12 protein-coding genes are annotated in these 17462 nt (G+C 26.8%); 2 read left to right on the top strand and 10 right to left on the bottom strand.

From position 1 onward, the window contains the following. Positions 1–74 precede the first annotated feature (74 nt). The 8 genes from H5J23_RS13095 to H5J23_RS13060 all read right to left on the bottom strand — a co-directional run bounded on the left by H5J23_RS13095 (position 75) and on the right by H5J23_RS13060 (position 11028). Complete coding sequence (locus H5J23_RS13095) at positions 75–1751, bottom strand: DUF2326 domain-containing protein (RefSeq protein WP_185892697.1); 1677 nt, start codon at positions 1749–1751, stop codon at positions 75–77. Then, a complete protein-coding gene (locus tag H5J23_RS13090; protein WP_185892695.1) occupies positions 1732–1992 on the bottom strand; it encodes an ABC-three component system middle component 6 in 261 nt (86 codons plus the stop codon). Before H5J23_RS13090 ends, H5J23_RS13095 begins: the two co-directional genes overlap by 20 nt. A 63-nt stretch (positions 1993–2055) precedes the next feature. After that, positions 2056–3027, bottom strand: a complete 972-nt coding sequence (locus H5J23_RS13085) for a hypothetical protein (protein ID WP_185892693.1) — start codon at positions 3025–3027, stop codon at positions 2056–2058. 37 nt (positions 3028–3064) lie between these two features. Then, positions 3065–4597 (bottom strand): restriction endonuclease subunit S, encoded by a 1533-nt coding sequence (locus tag H5J23_RS13080; protein ID WP_185892691.1) that lies wholly within the window; start codon positions 4595–4597, stop codon positions 3065–3067. Continuing rightward, a complete protein-coding gene (locus tag H5J23_RS13075; protein WP_185892690.1) occupies positions 4590–6017 on the bottom strand; it encodes a type I restriction-modification system subunit M in 1428 nt (475 codons plus the stop codon). Before H5J23_RS13075 ends, H5J23_RS13080 begins: the two co-directional genes overlap by 8 nt. A gap of 13 nt (positions 6018–6030) precedes the next feature. Further along, a complete protein-coding gene (hsdR, locus tag H5J23_RS13070; protein WP_185892688.1) occupies positions 6031–9297 on the bottom strand; it encodes a type I restriction-modification system endonuclease in 3267 nt (1088 codons plus the stop codon). A gap of 114 nt (positions 9298–9411) precedes the next feature. Beyond that, positions 9412–9690, bottom strand: a complete 279-nt coding sequence (locus tag H5J23_RS13065) for an HU family DNA-binding protein (RefSeq protein ID WP_185892686.1) — start codon at positions 9688–9690, stop codon at positions 9412–9414. A gap of 228 nt (positions 9691–9918) precedes the next feature. Further along, positions 9919–11028: a hypothetical protein gene (locus tag H5J23_RS13060; RefSeq protein WP_185892684.1), complete on the bottom strand. Its 1110-nt coding sequence runs from the start codon at positions 11026–11028 to the stop codon at positions 9919–9921. A 1050-nt stretch (positions 11029–12078) separates the two neighbouring features. Here H5J23_RS13060 and H5J23_RS13055 point away from each other — a divergent pair. Beyond that, positions 12079–13116, top strand: a complete 1038-nt coding sequence (locus H5J23_RS13055; protein ID WP_002837184.1) for an IS1595-like element ISSag10 family transposase — start codon at positions 12079–12081, stop codon at positions 13114–13116. Positions 13117–13139: 23 nt separating this feature from the next. Beyond that, entirely contained in the window at positions 13140–13634 is a 495-nt protein-coding gene (gene lnu(C), locus H5J23_RS13050) for a lincosamide nucleotidyltransferase Lnu(C) (protein ID WP_002837187.1), read from the top strand. Positions 13635–13863: 229 nt separating this feature from the next. On the opposite strand, the gene H5J23_RS13045 is transcribed toward lnu(C), so the two are convergent. Further along, a complete protein-coding gene (locus H5J23_RS13045; RefSeq protein WP_185892682.1) occupies positions 13864–16374 on the bottom strand; it encodes a hypothetical protein in 2511 nt (836 codons plus the stop codon). A 26-nt stretch (positions 16375–16400) separates the two neighbouring features. Beyond that, positions 16401–17459, bottom strand: a complete 1059-nt coding sequence (locus H5J23_RS13040) for a toxin-antitoxin system YwqK family antitoxin (protein ID WP_185892680.1) — start codon at positions 17457–17459, stop codon at positions 16401–16403. Between the last annotated feature and the right edge of the window lie 3 nt (positions 17460–17462).

Here is a 17462-nt window from a genome sequence, read left to right as displayed (position 1 = left end):
ATTTTAAAAATATTTTAAAAAAGTTCTCATTTATATTAAAAAAATTACTTCACCTATATTTTTTCATATTCCTTTTACTTAAATTCAACTCTCAATAATTTATTTTCTACTCCTTCATCTGTTAATTCAATAACTTTTTGAGAATTTATTAATTCATCAAAATCAGAATCTATTCCAGAGTATTGGAAAGTGTTTAATGAAACTATGTACTGCTTATTCTCTTCTTCAGCTATACGTTTTCCTAATAAAATTATAGAAATTATATTTCTTGAATCTATTCCAGAGAAACATGCTGAATCATGTATTAAGAACTCACTTTTATTAGAAAATTTAAAGATTATAAAATCCATTAATATGTTCTTTACAGCTTTTCTTCCTTCCCCTGTATCTCCATCTAAAGTTAAATCTAAATCAAATAGACTTTTTTTTCTACCATTATTTGATATTGCAAAGTCAAAGAATACTGTCACATTTGTAGCAAAGATATCTTTAACACACTCATATACAAAGTTATTAATCGTTGTTAATTTTTCTTGATATGCCTCAAACTTCCTTGAAATTTCTAACTTCTTTATTTCTATCTCTTCTTCCATTTTTTCAATTTTAAAAAGTAAATCACTTAAAGAACTTAGGGACCCTCTTTTATAGTTCAAATCTTGTATTTCTGAATTTATTTTCGAAATATTATTAATAATCTCTTGATATAACTTGCTCTCTGATATTATTTTAAGCTCTACTTTTATAGCTGATTTTAAGCTATCTATTTGAGATTCTAAGTCCTTTATCTGATTGTCGTTATTCTTAATTTCCTTAGTTATAGTTGAAAGTCTATTTTGATAAATTGTCTCAAAAAATCCTTTTACATCATCAAACCTTTTTACTACTTTATCTCCTAAATCAACTTTTGCTTTTTTATATAAGTTTTCAATCATTAAAGAGCCTTTATCTAACTTATTTGATTCTTCTAAATATCTTCTTAAATTATCATTTTCCATTTGAAACTTATATCTTTTAAACTCTAGCTTCTTTAAGGTATCTGAATTTTGAGCGTATCCTTTTACTATATTTGAATTAATGGATGTTAAATCTAAATCCTCTAATTTTAAGTTTAAATCACTCATTTCTTTTTCTTTTTCTTCTAACTGTTTATTGATATTAAAAAGCTCTTTCTTTATATCTTTTAAACTGATTTCTAAAATCTTTAACATCTCTTTTATAGACTTTGATTTTTTTTCTTTTTCATCTCTTAATTTATCATATTTTTCTAAATCTTCTACAAAATCAAAATTCATAAGAGAACAAAAGACTTCAAAATCTTTAATTGATGGATTTGGAAATCTCGTACTAATTATATTTTCTCTATATTTTAAAAGAAATATTTTTTCTAACTCTGCTCTATTTATACCTAATAACTCTTTAAAGTTTTCTAGTTCATATTTTTGACCTTTATAGAAAACTCCATCTGTTCCTATAACTCTTTTTATAGTTACTTCCTCATTATTAACTAAAACTTCACCCTCTACTGTCCAACCATTTAAAAATTTTGAAAACAACTTGCTCGTAGAATTACTTCCTAAAATATAATTAATAAAAAGTAACAATAAAGTTTTACCAATACTATTAGAACTCTTCTCTTTTTGTTTAGCATCCATTATCTTTCCTAATATAACAGATAATCCCTCTTTATTAAACTTTACTTCTCTAACTAAATCTTCTTGAGGGTTAAATATACTAATTTTTAAAATTTTCATTGAATATCTCCCCCTTTTCATTATAGTTTATAGTTCCCATTAAATACAAAACTTCAAGTGTATATAAAAATTTATTAAATGTTGGAGGGTATTTTATAATTTTACTTTCAATATATTTCTTATTAAAATCAGACCACAATTTATCTGTAGTTATACTTTTTTTACTAATTACATCTAAAAGAAAAGCTCCTATTCCGACTAAACTTTCAGATGGTGTTATATACTTATCTGGTAAAATCATCTTTTACACCTCCTCACTTTATTTTATTTAAATTATACCATAAATTGTATAGTTTTCTAGCTCTTACTTTTCAAAAATATCGCACTTCTCAAAAAGAAAAACAACAATTAATTCTATTGTTGGTTTTATAAATCCAGCTCTATTTACTAGATTTGATAAGTTATCTATTAAATTATTATACAACTCATCTCCTAAAAATCTTTTTCTTAACTCTAAGTACTCTCTTATTATATAAGCTTTTAGAACATCAAACTTTTCTTTTAACACAAAGTCGGAATTTATAAAATCACCTTCAACTTGTTCCATAAAAATTGTCTTTTTCAAAATTAAATTTATCTTTGGAGCATTTTCAATTAGATTATTTTTATCCAATTTTTCCTGTGGAGTTATAATTCTATAGTCAAACTCTGTTGAATATTCAAAGTAATGAACCTTTTCACAAATCAATTCAATGGTATCTATTATTGCCTTTGGAGTTATGTCCTCTAAAGCCTCTATAGTAAAATTTCCCATTCTTCTTAGTATTTTACTTAAAACTTCTGTGGGTAACTGTTCTAATAAATCTCTTATATGATCAAGGTTTACTAACTTAGATTTAAAATTACATGAATATTTTTTAGAAATCTCTAAAGCAATCTCTTTGTAATTACTTTTAGTTTCTGGAGGTAATCCTTTATCATGGGTATTGTATAAGAATATAAATTCATTGAATTTTCCTCCCCATTTACCATTTTTAGTAACGTGATTAGCAATTCCCTCTAAGTCTTCTTTAAATTTATCTCTCAAATCTCCTATTATAGATTTTTTTTCCACTATAACTATAGGAGCATATATTTGATAAAAAATTCCATCCTCTTCAACCCAACCATCATTTTTATCATCTCCACCATAAGATGGATCTGGCATTGTAAAAGTTTTTCCTTGCATTTTATAATACTCTTCTAAAATAGGTTTTACTCCATTTTGAAAATTCATTCCTGTTTTTCCCTGCAAATCTTTTATTATAGCTTCTACTTTAGAATATTTATCACTCATCAATCATACCTCATCTATAGTTTTATCCTTTAAAATTTTATTTCTCTAAGATATTCTTCAATACTTCAAGTGAAGGAACGTCTTCAAGATTTCCTGTCCCCAGTTCACCTCTAAACGCCTTATCTAGAATTGATTTTTCTAAAAGTTCAATCATCTCTTCCAACTCTAGGATTTCGTTGATTTTATCTTCTTTTTCTAAAACATTATCTAAAATTCTCACTATCTCTTTTTGTTCTTCTAATGGAGGTAGTGGAACAGATGTACTATTAAAATTTTCAATTGTTATACTTGGAGAATTAAATCCTTTTAAAAAGCTCTGATAATATTCTTTTATATAATTTGTTTGCATATAATAAAATATATATTTTATAGGTGAAACTTTACTTTTGAAAACTGCGAATCCCGTACTTCCTATAAAATTTTCTTTTTCTTCTTCTATTAAAGCAAAATTATTTAAATATGGTCTTACTAAAGAATACATCATATATCCTTTTTTTAAGACTCTTCTTGCTCTAGTTGATAACTCTGAAACTTTTTTTTCTTTAATTGTATTTATTTTAAATAATTTATTATTAATAGATTCAATATCCACATAATTTATAGTCTCATTTTTATCTAATTTTTTTTGGATATCTAAATTAGTCGTATATTCAATTATTTCTTCTAACTTAACCCACTCCCAATTATCAGGTATTTCATAAGGTTGTTCTTCTTTTGGGATAATCATTTCTTCTACTGAAAGTAATTTAGGCTTTGACGGTTTCTTTTTTCCTTCTTCTAGTGCTTTTTCACACTCTTCTTCCCATAATATAATTTTTTCTTTATTTAAATTTTCTAATAAAATTTTAGAACTTTCTATTGAATTAGATTCACGCCATTTTCTTGTTAGTTCTCCACTAAATGCTAAATTTAAAATACTAGCTCTTCTATTTTCAAAAGTTTCTTTTGCTTGTGCTATTAATTCCTTAGCTTCGTTTATTCTTCCAAGCATAGAGTCTAATTTGTTTACTATTCTTTCTTGCTCTTCTAATGGAGGTAATGGAACTTTAAAATTTTCTATTCTAAAAATTGCTAATTTAGGTTGACCACTAGAAACTATCGATTTAGATATTTCATTTTTTATAAAAGAACTTTCTAAATAATTTAAAAGATATTTCTTTTTTACATAATGTAAATTTGTTAATTTCACTGCATTTTCAGTTAAATGAGAATTATTTAATTCTTCTGGAATTAACCCAACCTTACCTATTGTCCCAGCAATTGACATATATATATCTTTATTTGTAATCTTATATTTTTCAATTTTTTTTGAAACTTCATCTGTTATATATTTTAAATTATTTAAATTTATTGTTTTATTTTCAAAATCTGTAACTCTTAAATAAAAATTAGCCGTCTTTTTTTCAGAGTAAGAATACCCTTTGGGTATTCTTTTTCCACCTTTAACTTCACAGATTCCTTTTAATTTAATCCACTTCCAACTACTTGGTATTGCATATGGTTGATCTTTGACTAATATAAGAGCCTCTTTTAGTTTGTCTTCTATTGTCATCTTTTTTTTCTTACTCATTGCTTTCAACTCCACAAATATGAAGTTCTTTTATAACTCCTCTTAATAAATCCATAGCTTCTTCTAATTTTGATATAGCTTCCTCTGCACTATCAATCGGATTTGGTAAATCTTCTGAATCTATAATACTTTCATCCTTTATAAGTCCTAAATCTAAAGAGTAATCTTTTTTTACAATATCATCTAGTGAGAATCTATTCCATCTTTGGATTTTCTCTTTCTCTTCTTCATTATTAAATGTTCTTTCAAACTCTTCAAAATGCTCTTTTGTTAATGGTGTTGTCTTTCCAAAATTAGGCATATTAGTTCTTAAATCATAGTACCATATCTCTTTAGTATTACCATGTTCTGTAACTCCTCTATCAAAGAATAAAACATTTGTTTTTACTCCTTGTGCATAAAATATTCCCGTAGGTAATCTTAATATTGTATGAACATTACATTTATTCAACAAATCAATTCTTATATCCTTACCAACTCCACCTTCAAATAAAACATTGTCTGGAATTATTACTGCTGCTCTTGATTTTCCATTTTTCTTTAATGAATTGTAAATTATTTGCATAAAGTTTAATTGCTTATTTGATGTTTCGTGCATTAAATCATCTCTTGTTGCTCTTTCTCCACCTTTTTTAGTTCCAAATGGAGGATTAGATAATATTAAATCATAGTTTTTTAAAGATTTTCCTAACTCAGATAAAGTATCTCCTTGGATAAAATAATTACTATCTATTCCATGTAATAAAGCATTCATAACACCAAGTCTATGAGTATCTGGAACTAGCTCACACGTTGAAAAAGCTTCTTTTTCTTGAAACTCATATTGCTCTGCTGTTAATGTAAAATAATTATCTGTTTTACTTTTTAAATATTTATCTGCTTCTATTATAAATCCAAATGTTCCACCAGCTGGGTCAAATATTCTTTCTCCAATTTCTGGCTTTGTCATTCTAACTATTGAATCTATTAAAACTCTGGGAGTAAAATATTGTCCCGCTCCAGATTTTTTTTCAGAAGCATTCTTTTCTAAAAGCCCTTCATATAAATCTCCTAGATCTTCTTTATCAACAGAATACCAATCTATCTTATCTATTTCACTAAATATCTTTTTTAAGTTAGCAGGTTCTTCTATTTTTGTTTGAGCATTTCTATAGATAATTCCTAAACTTCCACTCTTATTACTTAAATCTATCAACATTTGTTGATATGTTTTTTTCAACTCAATTCCGTCTAATTTTTTTAATTCATTCCAAGTATATTTATTATCTATACCTATTTTCTTTTCTGTATCTAACTCTGAAGCCATTTTTAAGAATAATATGTATGTTAGTTCTGTAACATATTCATGATATGTTATTCCATCATCTCTTAATACATTACATAAATTCCATAATTTTTGTACAATTTCATTATTTGTCATTTATTTTCTCCCATTAATTTAAAATTAAATCTTGTTTTAATATGCCTATTATTTCATTTAACATCCCATCTAACTGCTTATCAATTCTATTATAGCCACCATACTGTTTAAATTGAGATGTTTCTAAATCATCCTCTGTTAAAATTTCATTATTTTCTAGATATTTCTCTATTCTTTCTAAAATTATTTTTTGTGGTGCTGTCCAACGATTTAATTTTTTTATTTTAGACATAACATCACTAATCTTTTCTTTTTTATCTATTATTGGTGAACCTTTTATAGCATATTTTATAAAAGTCATCATATTTGTTAGAATATCTTCATTTTTTACTATATTATAAGCCACTTCTAAGTTCTTTTGTTTAAATCCTTCTTCATCCAGTAAAGCAACAATCTCTTTCAATTCTTTTCTAGTAAATCTTTCTGGTGACATTTTTAAAAGTTTTAAGGCATCTATTTTATCTTCATTTTCAATAATAAATTCTTTGAAACTCTCTAGATAATCCTCTGGCCTTCTATTTTTAAACTCTTGATAAACTTCTTGAACTTCATCTTTGTGATCTGATATAACTTGTTTATTTATTCCTAACTTTAAGCTATCTATATAAATTAAAAACTCTTTTTCTTTAATCAGTTCCTCATGTATATTTTCTTTTGGAAGATTATTTAAATACCTTATGTATTCATCTATACTTGAGATTTCGTCTTCTCTTTTGGCATTAAAAAGAGCTTTAATAAAATCTTGACCTCTTTTTTCTAATCTTTTCTTTTTTCTTTGAAGTCTTCCTATTATTTCATCCTTAAAATAATTAGTAGCGTCTATATCTCCATTAGAATTTTCTAAGCTTGAATATAATTTTTTTATATTTGAGTTAGGACTTGTTACAACTGGCTTCATGTCGCTATGCTCTTCTAGATCTGTATAGATATCAACAGCATCATATATTTTAAAGCAATCCTTTCCAATGTCGTCACATCTTCTTGTAGCTCTTCCTATCATCTGTTCATATAAAATTCTACTTTTCACTTTTCTTAAAAACACCAAATTGGATATTGCAGGCACATCTACTCCTGTTGTTAATAAATCTACTGTTACTGCTATCGTTGGATAAGGTTCATTTTTAAATTTCTTTATTAATCTTCCTACATCCTTTACTGAACCTGTTAATTTTTCTATCATATCATTATTCATTTGAGGTTGCCCATAAGTATCAAACTCTTCTTTTAAAATCCTAACAATCATATCTGCATGTTCATCTGTCGCTGCAAATATAAGTGTTTTTTCTGGCCCAAAAGGATTTATATATTTTACTAAAGCCGAGCATACAGCTCTGTTGAATCCTTCTGTTATAACTGTTGTATTGAATTTATCTACATCAAAATCTAATTGGTCTTCAATGTTTTTTACAACATTTACTTTTTTTGTTTCATTATCATAAACTTTGACATCTGCACCCTTTTCATAATGAATCCCATCTGATGATAATTTTGTTTTTATAATGTAAGGTGGCTCGAAGTCTACTAAATATCCATCTAAAACTGCCTGTCTATAAGAATATTGATATACTGGCTCTCCAAATATTTCATATGTATGTAAAGCTGGTGTTGCCGTTAATGCTATTTTATCAGCTTGAAAATAATCAACAACACTTCTATACTTACTTCTATAATCCAATTCATCCCTAAAATTCTCTTCATTTTCATCTTGAATTTTATCTAAAATATATCCTCTATGAGCTTCATCTATTATAATGCAGTCATACTGTCCTACTGTTGGTTTATTATCTGAGTATAAAATTCTTTTCATTAACCCTTGAACAGTAGCTATATGAACTCTTGTTGTATCCTCTGGAAATTTATCAGTTAAACCTTTTATATCATAAATTTTTGAAATAGGTAACTCACTTTCAATTTTAGCATTATCAAAAGTATCTTTTGTTTGTTCTCCTAAAGTTGATCTATCCACTACAAATAAAACACGCTTATATTTTTCTGCTTTTAATATTCTATAAAGAATAGCTAACGCTGTCCTTGTTTTCCCTGTTCCTGTTGCCATTGTTAAAAGTACTTTATTTTGTCCATTTATCAAAGCATTTTCAACAGCTTTAACTGCATCTATTTGATATGTTCTAAGATTCAATCCTGTACTTGATGATAGGTAATCTAAAGATGTTTCTTTTAATGTGTGATTAGCTAACATATCATCTTTTTCTAATAGTTCTTTCAAATCTCTTGGAGAATAAAATCCTTTCAATGGTTTTACTGAATTTTTTTCTCTTCTACCATCCAAAAACCATATTCCAGATTTGTCTATTAAATGCGGATTAAAATCTCTCCCATTACTTGAAAACATAAAAGGAGCTTTGTATTTATTTAAAAATGGAGCTCCTTCACATAATTCAGCTCCATCTTTTAAAATTAGACCTTCTGAATACATTCGACTATCTCTTTTTAAAGTTCCACCTATATCTACACGATATCTTTTAGCTTCTAGTACCCCATATAACTTTTTACCATAAAACAATGCGTAATCTACATATCCTATTGCTCCATTATCTTTTATACAAGGCCACTCAGCTATAGCTAAAAACTTTTTTGATTCAGGCAAACTTTTTTTAGTTTTATAATTTAAATTTATTGTATCTGCTTCCCACCCTGCATCTATCAACTGTTGGTCTATTAAAATTCTAGTCTCCGCTTCTGATAAGTCTACACTATTCTTGATACTTTTTCTGAAATTATTTCTTTCATCAATCGTTTTTACTACTATTTTATCTATATCTAATTTTTCAAATACCTTTTCTTTTTCATCCTTCTCAACTATTTCTAATAACTTCTCATAAGCCTCTTTATAATTTATATCTTGAGGATTTTGAAAAAATACCTTTGTAGAATCAAACTTTATATCACTTCCATAAAGTTCATTAAACCATGCCGATAGCTTTACTACTAATGAAAGTAGTACCTCTGCTTCTTTTTTATCTTCAAATCCTTTATGAACAGCATCGTTTCCTTTTCTTCTTATTAGATGAAGTATATCTTCTATTTCTGATGATATCAATTCAGTATTTTTTAATAATCTAATTCTATCTAATTGATTATCACTTTCAACATCTTCCATTCTCTCGGCCTTTATAATTGCCTTTGCTATGTACTCACCAAGCTGTCTTATTTTTATCATAGCTGTATTTGGATCATTATTCAGGTTGTACTCTGCCATCTCTCCAATTCTAGCCAATATATTCCAATCTTTTCTCAAAAAATTAAAGTTACTTTGCATGGAACACTCCCCCTAATATGGTAATTAATATTTTGTATTTTTCAATTATATTTTACCATAAAACTATAATAAAAACAAAAGGAAGCAATATCTCTATCACTCCCTTCAATTATACTATTTTGCTACCTTTTCTGCCAGTCCTTTTCCAACTCTAAATTTAACTACTTTTTTCTCTGGAACTTTTATTTCTTCTCCTGTCTTAGGATTTCTACAAGTTCTTGCTGATTGAGTTGTAGTTTCAAACTTTCCAAATCCTAATACTGATAAATCATCACCATTTACTAGAACTTCTTCTATAGTTGAAAAGAATCCATTTACTAATCTCTCAGCTTCCTTCTTTGTTGTGATTTCCATTTTCTCTTGATATAAAGCTACAAACTCTTGCTTAGTCATAGTTATCTCCCCTTTATTAGTTAGTTTAACATTTTTACTAGAATATAGTTCATAACTTTAGTTTTTTCAAGAGATTCTCTCAACTATATTCTTATATTAAAAATTAAATAACAACTTTTGTATTAATTTTTATCTTGACAAATTAATTTTTATTACCTATACTTTGTATAGGTAATAAACTAATTCTATAAAAGTATAATTTACATCTATATCATAACATATCTCTATTTAAAATGGATAATCTCCCCATTCTTCTTCTTTAACTTTATTTTTTCTTTGACCTTTAAAGGATTTTTCTATTGTACATGCTATATCCTTTACAATAGCACGAACTCCAATTACTATTGACCCCTTTTTTTTTTCTTGAATATTTAATTCTTTTCTGATTTCTGTTATTGCACTCTCCCTAGTTTTTTCTTTAGCAATAACAATTTTAAGTGCTTCTCTTAATATCTTATAGTCATAAATATCTTCTTTATACTCCGAAACAAATTTTTTATAAGTAAAGGAATTCCCACGATATTCCTTCTCCTCCTCGAGTATTTCTGAAAGATTTTCTACTCCTTCTTCATAAACTCTATCTAGTAATTCCTTATCAAACAAAAGTTCTTCTAGTTCTTCCTTATACTTTTTTAAGTACTCTTTAAATAATTCATATTCTCCAAACTCTTTAAGTGTCATTTCCTTTCTTTTTATTCTTTTAGACATTTCAATTCTCATTCTTCTAGGTAAATCTGGATATTTTTCTAAAGTTCTCTCCATATCTATAGGTTCCCTATTTTTACTGTCTAAATTTTTCATTTGATTATAAATAATTATTTTCTTATTATAACCACTTATCGTTGGAGTATCTGCATAAGTTATAGTTTGCTCTCTTTTCTTCAAAGTATCAACAATAGATTTAACTTCGATTTCCTTATATGTTTTAGTAAATGCTAGAGCAAGCACTTTAAACACATTAGTATAATCATAAAAATTCTTTCCTTCCTCTATTAAGTAAGTAAATGGTATGTCTACTCTTGTAACCCTAATTGCCTTTATTTTACTTAAAAGTTTATCCTCTTGAAGCTGTTCAACAAAATGCTTTTGTACCTCTGCACATTCTTCATAAGTTGTAATCAAGTGTGCATTGTTCTGAAAGTAAAATCTAGGAAAAGATAGTTTTACTATTATCTTAGTTTCCTTCCTTCCATATATAACTCCACTTCTCAATACATCACAGTATGAAAACCCAAAAGGACTTTCTAATCCATCTAAAGTCCTTCTAATTCTATCCTCCTCTTTTCTAGTAAATTCAGTTCCTTCTTCAATTATTCCTTCTAATTGTATTGTATCCATTTATAGATACCTCCCTTTTTAATTTTATTTTAAAAGAGAGAATAGTTTTAAAATTAAATTAAATAAATAATATTCAATAAATACTCTACTAGATATTTCAGTGAGTGTATCCGTTTCATTTCATTCACTTCTACACTCACTGTTTGATATAAAATATACGTATATACCTATATATTAGCTATATTTACCATTAAAATATGCTATTTTACATAGTATTTAACGATTACTAATATATTTTATATTAAAATATGACTATTTATTTTTATGCATTTTTATACTATTTCCCCTTTAGTTACAAGGGATTGTTGTAAAAAAATGATATTTTTTATTATTATTTAATTTTAGTAATTTATTTCCTATTTTCTCTTATCATAGTTATTGTTATGAATAATTGAGAAGTTTTATTATCTTTATAACTTTGCATAAGATTTCATTAGGAAAGTTTAAATAGATAGGTAGTTTAAATTAAAAATAGATTTAAATATGTTCTTTTATAATGGTTCAAACTTTTTGTTGGTTAGTTTTTATAATTTTTTTAATTTTAGATAATTGTATATTATTAAGTGTTTAAGTTTGCGGGAGCAAAGTTAAATATTAATATACTTAAGTAAGTATATATTTCTATATAGCTGTTAAACATGATATTGTATAGACTTATCAATCAATGATAAGTCTATACAATATCCCTTATACCTTTATTCAAATGATATTTTAATTTTAATTATTTTTTAGAAGAAAATCATAACAAAGAAGTGTATAAAAAATAAATTGAGTTTTAATTTGTGTAAAATAGTAAATTTGCTTAAAATGGCCGTATTCGCACACTTGACGTACAAACACTCGGACGAAGTCCTATCGTTCGTATACGAGGCTCTCAGGTACCCTAGCGAGCTTATTTAAAAGTAGTTCATGCTTTCTTTTAGCTTAAAATTTAGATATATTTATAATTTGTCAATAAAATAAGGCTCTGTCACAACAAATGGTTGATTTTGACGAGAAATAGCGTATAATAATAGTAAGAAACAGTACCACCGAAGGAGGTAATTGGATATGCCTACTATCAAAGACGCATTAGATATTATCGGTAAGTTGACTGTCGCAGAGCAGGAAAGCCTTAAAACAATGCTTTTAAGTCCTGCCTTTGTAAAGTCTTTGAATATTGAAGATTTCGTAGCAAAGGAACGCTTTGCAAATGGTCGTGTATGCCCTCTTTGTGGCTGTATCCATGTGGTTCGCAATGGTCATCGTAAAGATGGCACACAGCGATATGTATGTAAGGATTGTGGCAAGTCCTTCGTGATTGCTACGAACTCCATTGTGTCTGGTACAAGAAAAGACTTGTCCGTGTGGGAGCAGTACATTGATTGTATGATGAATGGCTTATCCATTCGTAAGACTGCTGTTGCTTGTGGGATTCACAGAAACACCGCATTCCTTTGGAGACACAAGATTTTGGATGCACTTCAGAATATGGCAGACGATGTTACCCTTGACGGCATTATTGAGGCTGACGAAACTTTTTTCGCCATCTCGTACAAGGGCAATCATAGCAAGAGTAAGACATTTGCTATGCCACGCAAGGCTCATAAGCGTGGTCATTCTACACATATCAGAGGCTTGTCCCAAGAAAAGGTATGTGTTCCTTGTGCGGTTAATAGGAATGGCTTGTCTATCTCCAAGATTACGAATACTGGTAGAGTTTCTACAAGAGATTTACATCATATTTATGATGGTAGGATTAAGACCAATTCCACTCTTGTTACGGACAAGATGAACTCCTATGTGAGATTTACAAATGCCAATGGCATTGACCTTGTGCAGTTAAAGACTGGCAAAGCCAAGAAAGGCATTTATAATATCCAACATATCAATAGCTACCATAGCCAGCTAAAGAGGTTTATGCGTGGCTTTAACGGTGTTTCTACCAAGTATCTGAACAACTATCTTGTGTGGAATAACCTTGTAAATTACGCCAAAGAAAGCGACATGGAGAAAAGGAACATCTTCTTAACTTTCGTTTTGGCAACATTGAAAACTGCTAAATGCAGAGATTTATCAAACAGACCAGCAGTTCCTCTGGTCGCCTAATTAGAATTTGTGGAGATGATAAGATGGTCAATATAACAGATGTAAAACAGATTCTTCAATTTGCAATAGATGCGGAGATTAAAGTCTTTCTTGATGGTGGCTGGGGTGTAGATGCTCTTCTTGGATATCAGTCAAGAGCCCATAATGATATTGACATTTTTGTAGAAAAGAACGATTATCAGAACTTTATAGAAATAATGAAAGCTAATGGCTTTTATGAGATTAAGATGGAATATACAACATTGAACCATACTGTATGGGAAGATTTGAAAAACAGAATTATTGATTTGCATTGTTTTGAATATACGGACGAAGGTGAAATTCTTTATGATGGGGATTGTTTTCCGGTAGAAACTTTTTCGGGTAAAGGAAGAATTGAGGAAATAGAGGTTTCCTGTATTGAACCATATAGTCAAGTAATGTTTCATCTGGGATACGAGTTTGATGAAAATGATGCACATGATGTGAAGTTATTGTGTGAGACATTTCATATCGAAATTCCAAATGAGTATAGATAACTGCAAATAACAGTTTGTAGGGGAGTTCTGATACTCCCCTATAAAAATGGCTATTTATCAACTGTTTGTTGTGACATAGCCTAAAATAAAAACCCTCCAAGTTAGATAATTTAATATTATTCCAACTTGGAAGGTTACACAAATATTTAATTAGAATCTTTTTATTTTTGGTAATCTATGTAGCTAAATAGTTGAACTATTATTAAGAATTTTGATTAAATTCATAGTTCTAATTCCTTATTTCTCGGAGATATTTTTTTTCTTCATTATCTAAAGAAGATTTTTTGATAATACTATTAAAATATAATCTTCCCAATATAGAGCTTAATATAATTCCTAAAAAATAATAACTTACCAGATAAATTCCACCATAAATAACTGTTAAATTTTTCAACAGAAATTTCCATTCGGCTATTTTGGGTATAATATATTCTTGAATTAAGTCTCCATAAGTTCCATACCAAATAGAAATTCCCAAAATTAAAATAGCTAAAAATTTACCATTTTTTCGCTTTTCAACAGATAATTTTAAAGCTTGTTCTATTAATTTTTTTCTTTCTGAACGATTTTCTTCATATTCTATTTTTTCTATTTCTTTTTGTCTTAAATAATTTTTTACCTTCATAATAAACTTTTCATTTTCAGAATAAGTTTTTTGTAAATCTTTTAATCTAGGCAATGTTCTTAAAATATAATTGTAAAATTCATGCTGTTTTATGTTATTTATAAATGTAATAATTTTCTGTATTTTTTGATAGTCTATGTTTTCAGTTTTTTGAGCCTCATCTTTTATCGTTAAACACATATTATTTAACTCTTTTTCATCTTTTAATACCGATAACATTTCTTTTTCCCAAAAGGATAATTTTAAATTATCATTTTTTTGCTCTCCTAAAATAACATCAAGCATATATCTCATTTTATTCAACTTTTCAATTTCTTTTGATTCGAAAAATTCTTGATTATGTTTTTGATTCTTAAAGTTAAAAATAAAATCCGTTTCTCTCTTTTCTTCTTCCACAGTTTTATCTAAAGTATTTATTCTCGAAATTTCAAAGTATTGAATTTCATTAAAATCTTCCATCTTAAATCCATATGATTCTATTTCCTCTTTATTAATTATTCCACTTTTTTTATATATTTCTAGGAATATTAACACTATTGGATGATTATTAAACAGTACTCTTAATAATCTAAGAAAGCACAAAGGATTTTGTTTATTTTTTAAATATTCCAATCCAATTGAAATCCAATTATCTAATTTAAATACTTGCTTAGTTTCAAAAGTTTCTAAATCATTTGAAATATAAAATGCCCATCTATAAGTTTTTTCTATTCTATATAAAAATAAATCTTGGTTCTCTCTTAATATTTTCCAAACTTCTTTCTCTATTTGATTCTGACCATTGCTTCTATGCTTTTCCATTATTTTATCATGATAAGAATCAGCTATTATTCTTCCTAAAGAAGATATTGAATCAAAAACATTTTGTTGCTTATTTTTTCTTTCTTGATTCTTGTTTTCAATCAAATTATCAAGCATTTCATTTAACAAATTATATTTCTCAAATATTTCTAAAATTGTGTTTAATGATTCTCCAAAAATTTCTACAAACTCATCTTTTTTACGAGGGGAAATTACACAAAGCACGTATCCTAGGAAATCTTTTTGACATTTTAAAAATTCAACCAAATATGATCTTAAATTTGTCCTTAAATAAACTTTCTCTAATTTATCTTTTAAATCTATAAACTCTTTTAAATAATATATCTCTCTAATATCATATTTAAAAAAATCTTCTTTTTTTGTTAATAAATTTGCATCAAAATTTTTTTTATAGCCTAGCATTTTTTCAAGGGTAGATAAGTTAAAATATTTTTCATAATATAACAAATCTATCTTTCCTTTTTCAACTCCCAATAAATTTGAGTTATATTGAAAGTTAATTTTTCTTTTTTGTAAAATATTTTTTGTATTAAATTCTTCTTCTAAAACGAAATCAAATACCACTCTTTTTCTTTTATAACCCGATTTTGTTTTTATTTTAAGATAGGTTTCTATTCCTCTTTCTCTTATCCCCTCTTCTATTATGTCTCCATTCTGATTATATTTTAAAATTTCAAATTTTTCATCTTGATTGTCTAAACTCAATTTTTTATTAACCTCTTGAACTTTCCCATCTTCAAAATAACTTTTAACTTCTCCAACTATATAATCTTGTCCTATTTCTTTGAACTCTTTTTTTAATTGACCATTTTCATAATATAAAATTGTATGGCAGTTAAATCCACTCCACTTTTTCTTTTCTTCTATTTGACCATTTTCATAATATTTTTCATACAAAAAACTTCCATCTCTAAGACTTTTAGAATAACTTTTTAAATTTCCATCTTCATAAAAATTTTTATACCATTCTTCATTACAGCCTTCTTCTTTTTCTTTTATATTAAATTTATTATATTCAACTTTTTTTATTCTATTTCCTTTTTCATCTATTAAAATTTTACCATATCTTCCTTCGGAATAATATTCTAAGATATCTTCACATAAAATATTATTTTTATAAACTTCTTTTTTAGAAAGAGAGCCATCTTCATTATAAAATAACCATTCTCCTTCTTTTTTTCCTTCAACAGCTTGCCCATCACAATCTTCATACTCTATTTTCCCTGTATACAGTTTATGTCTTCCTTCTTCAAAATAAATTTCTTCTCCATTTATTAATTTTAACTCATACATTTTATACCTCCTTACATCATCTAAAATTAATTGAAAATATTTTTGAAAATATTTTTTAGTGGATTACTCTCTTTTTTTTCTTTGATTGAATTTTCTTTTATATTTTGTTTATTAGAAATAATACTCTGTTTTCCATTTATAAAATTTTTTCTTGATATTTCTTTTCCTGTTTTATCAAATTCTATTTCTAAACCATGTAATTCTCCATCTTTATAATTTTGAATTAATCTTAATTTTCCTGTATCATAATCAAAATTTTTAAGTTCTCCATGTATTTTATCATTTTTATAATTTTGAATTATTGAAATTTTTCCATTTGAGTGATATATTCTCTCTTCTCCATTTCGAACTCCATTTTTTAAATTTGAAACTATTTTGTTATATTTTGATGGATTATCTTTTCTTCTTTCAAATGCTGTTATTTCTCCATGCAATTTTTTATTTAAAAAAGTTCCTTTTATTTGTAAATCTCCATTTTCGTAATAACCTTCAAAAGGTCCATTTTCTATATCATTTTCAAAGGTACAAATTGCTTTTAAACTTCCATTTTGATAAAATTCTTTAAATTCTCCTTGTTTTAATCCTTGTTTCATTTCAATTTCCTCTTTAATAATACCACTAGAATAATAAGTTAGTTGCTTACCTTCAAATTTTCCATTTAAAAAATTACCTAAATTTTTTAAATAATAAACGGACTCTTCTTTTTTATAAACTCTACTTTCTCCATTTAACTCTCCATTTTTATATAAAGAATATTCTATTAGATAACTCAACTTATCATAAATTTTAAATTCTCCATCTAATAATCCATTTTTATAATTTTTAATTAATTTTACTACTCCATTTGAATGAAACTCTTTATATTCACCATCTAACAATCCATTTCTTGTTGTTAATCTGGCTACATAATCTCTTCCTTCTTTTATTCTATAAGTTCCATTTGATAAAAGACTATTATTTTTTAAGTTTATAACCTTTTCTTTTCCATTTTTTGAAATTATTTCTATATTACGACCTTCGATTGAGTTAGAGTCACAGGCACATAATAAAATTAATGTAGTTGCTATTATTAAATTTTTTTTCATTTC

This window comes from Cetobacterium sp. 2G large, assembly GCF_014250655.1.
Lineage (GTDB): Bacteria > Fusobacteriota > Fusobacteriia > Fusobacteriales > Fusobacteriaceae > Cetobacterium_A > Cetobacterium_A somerae.
This window is presented reverse-complemented; position numbering and strand designations above follow the sequence as displayed.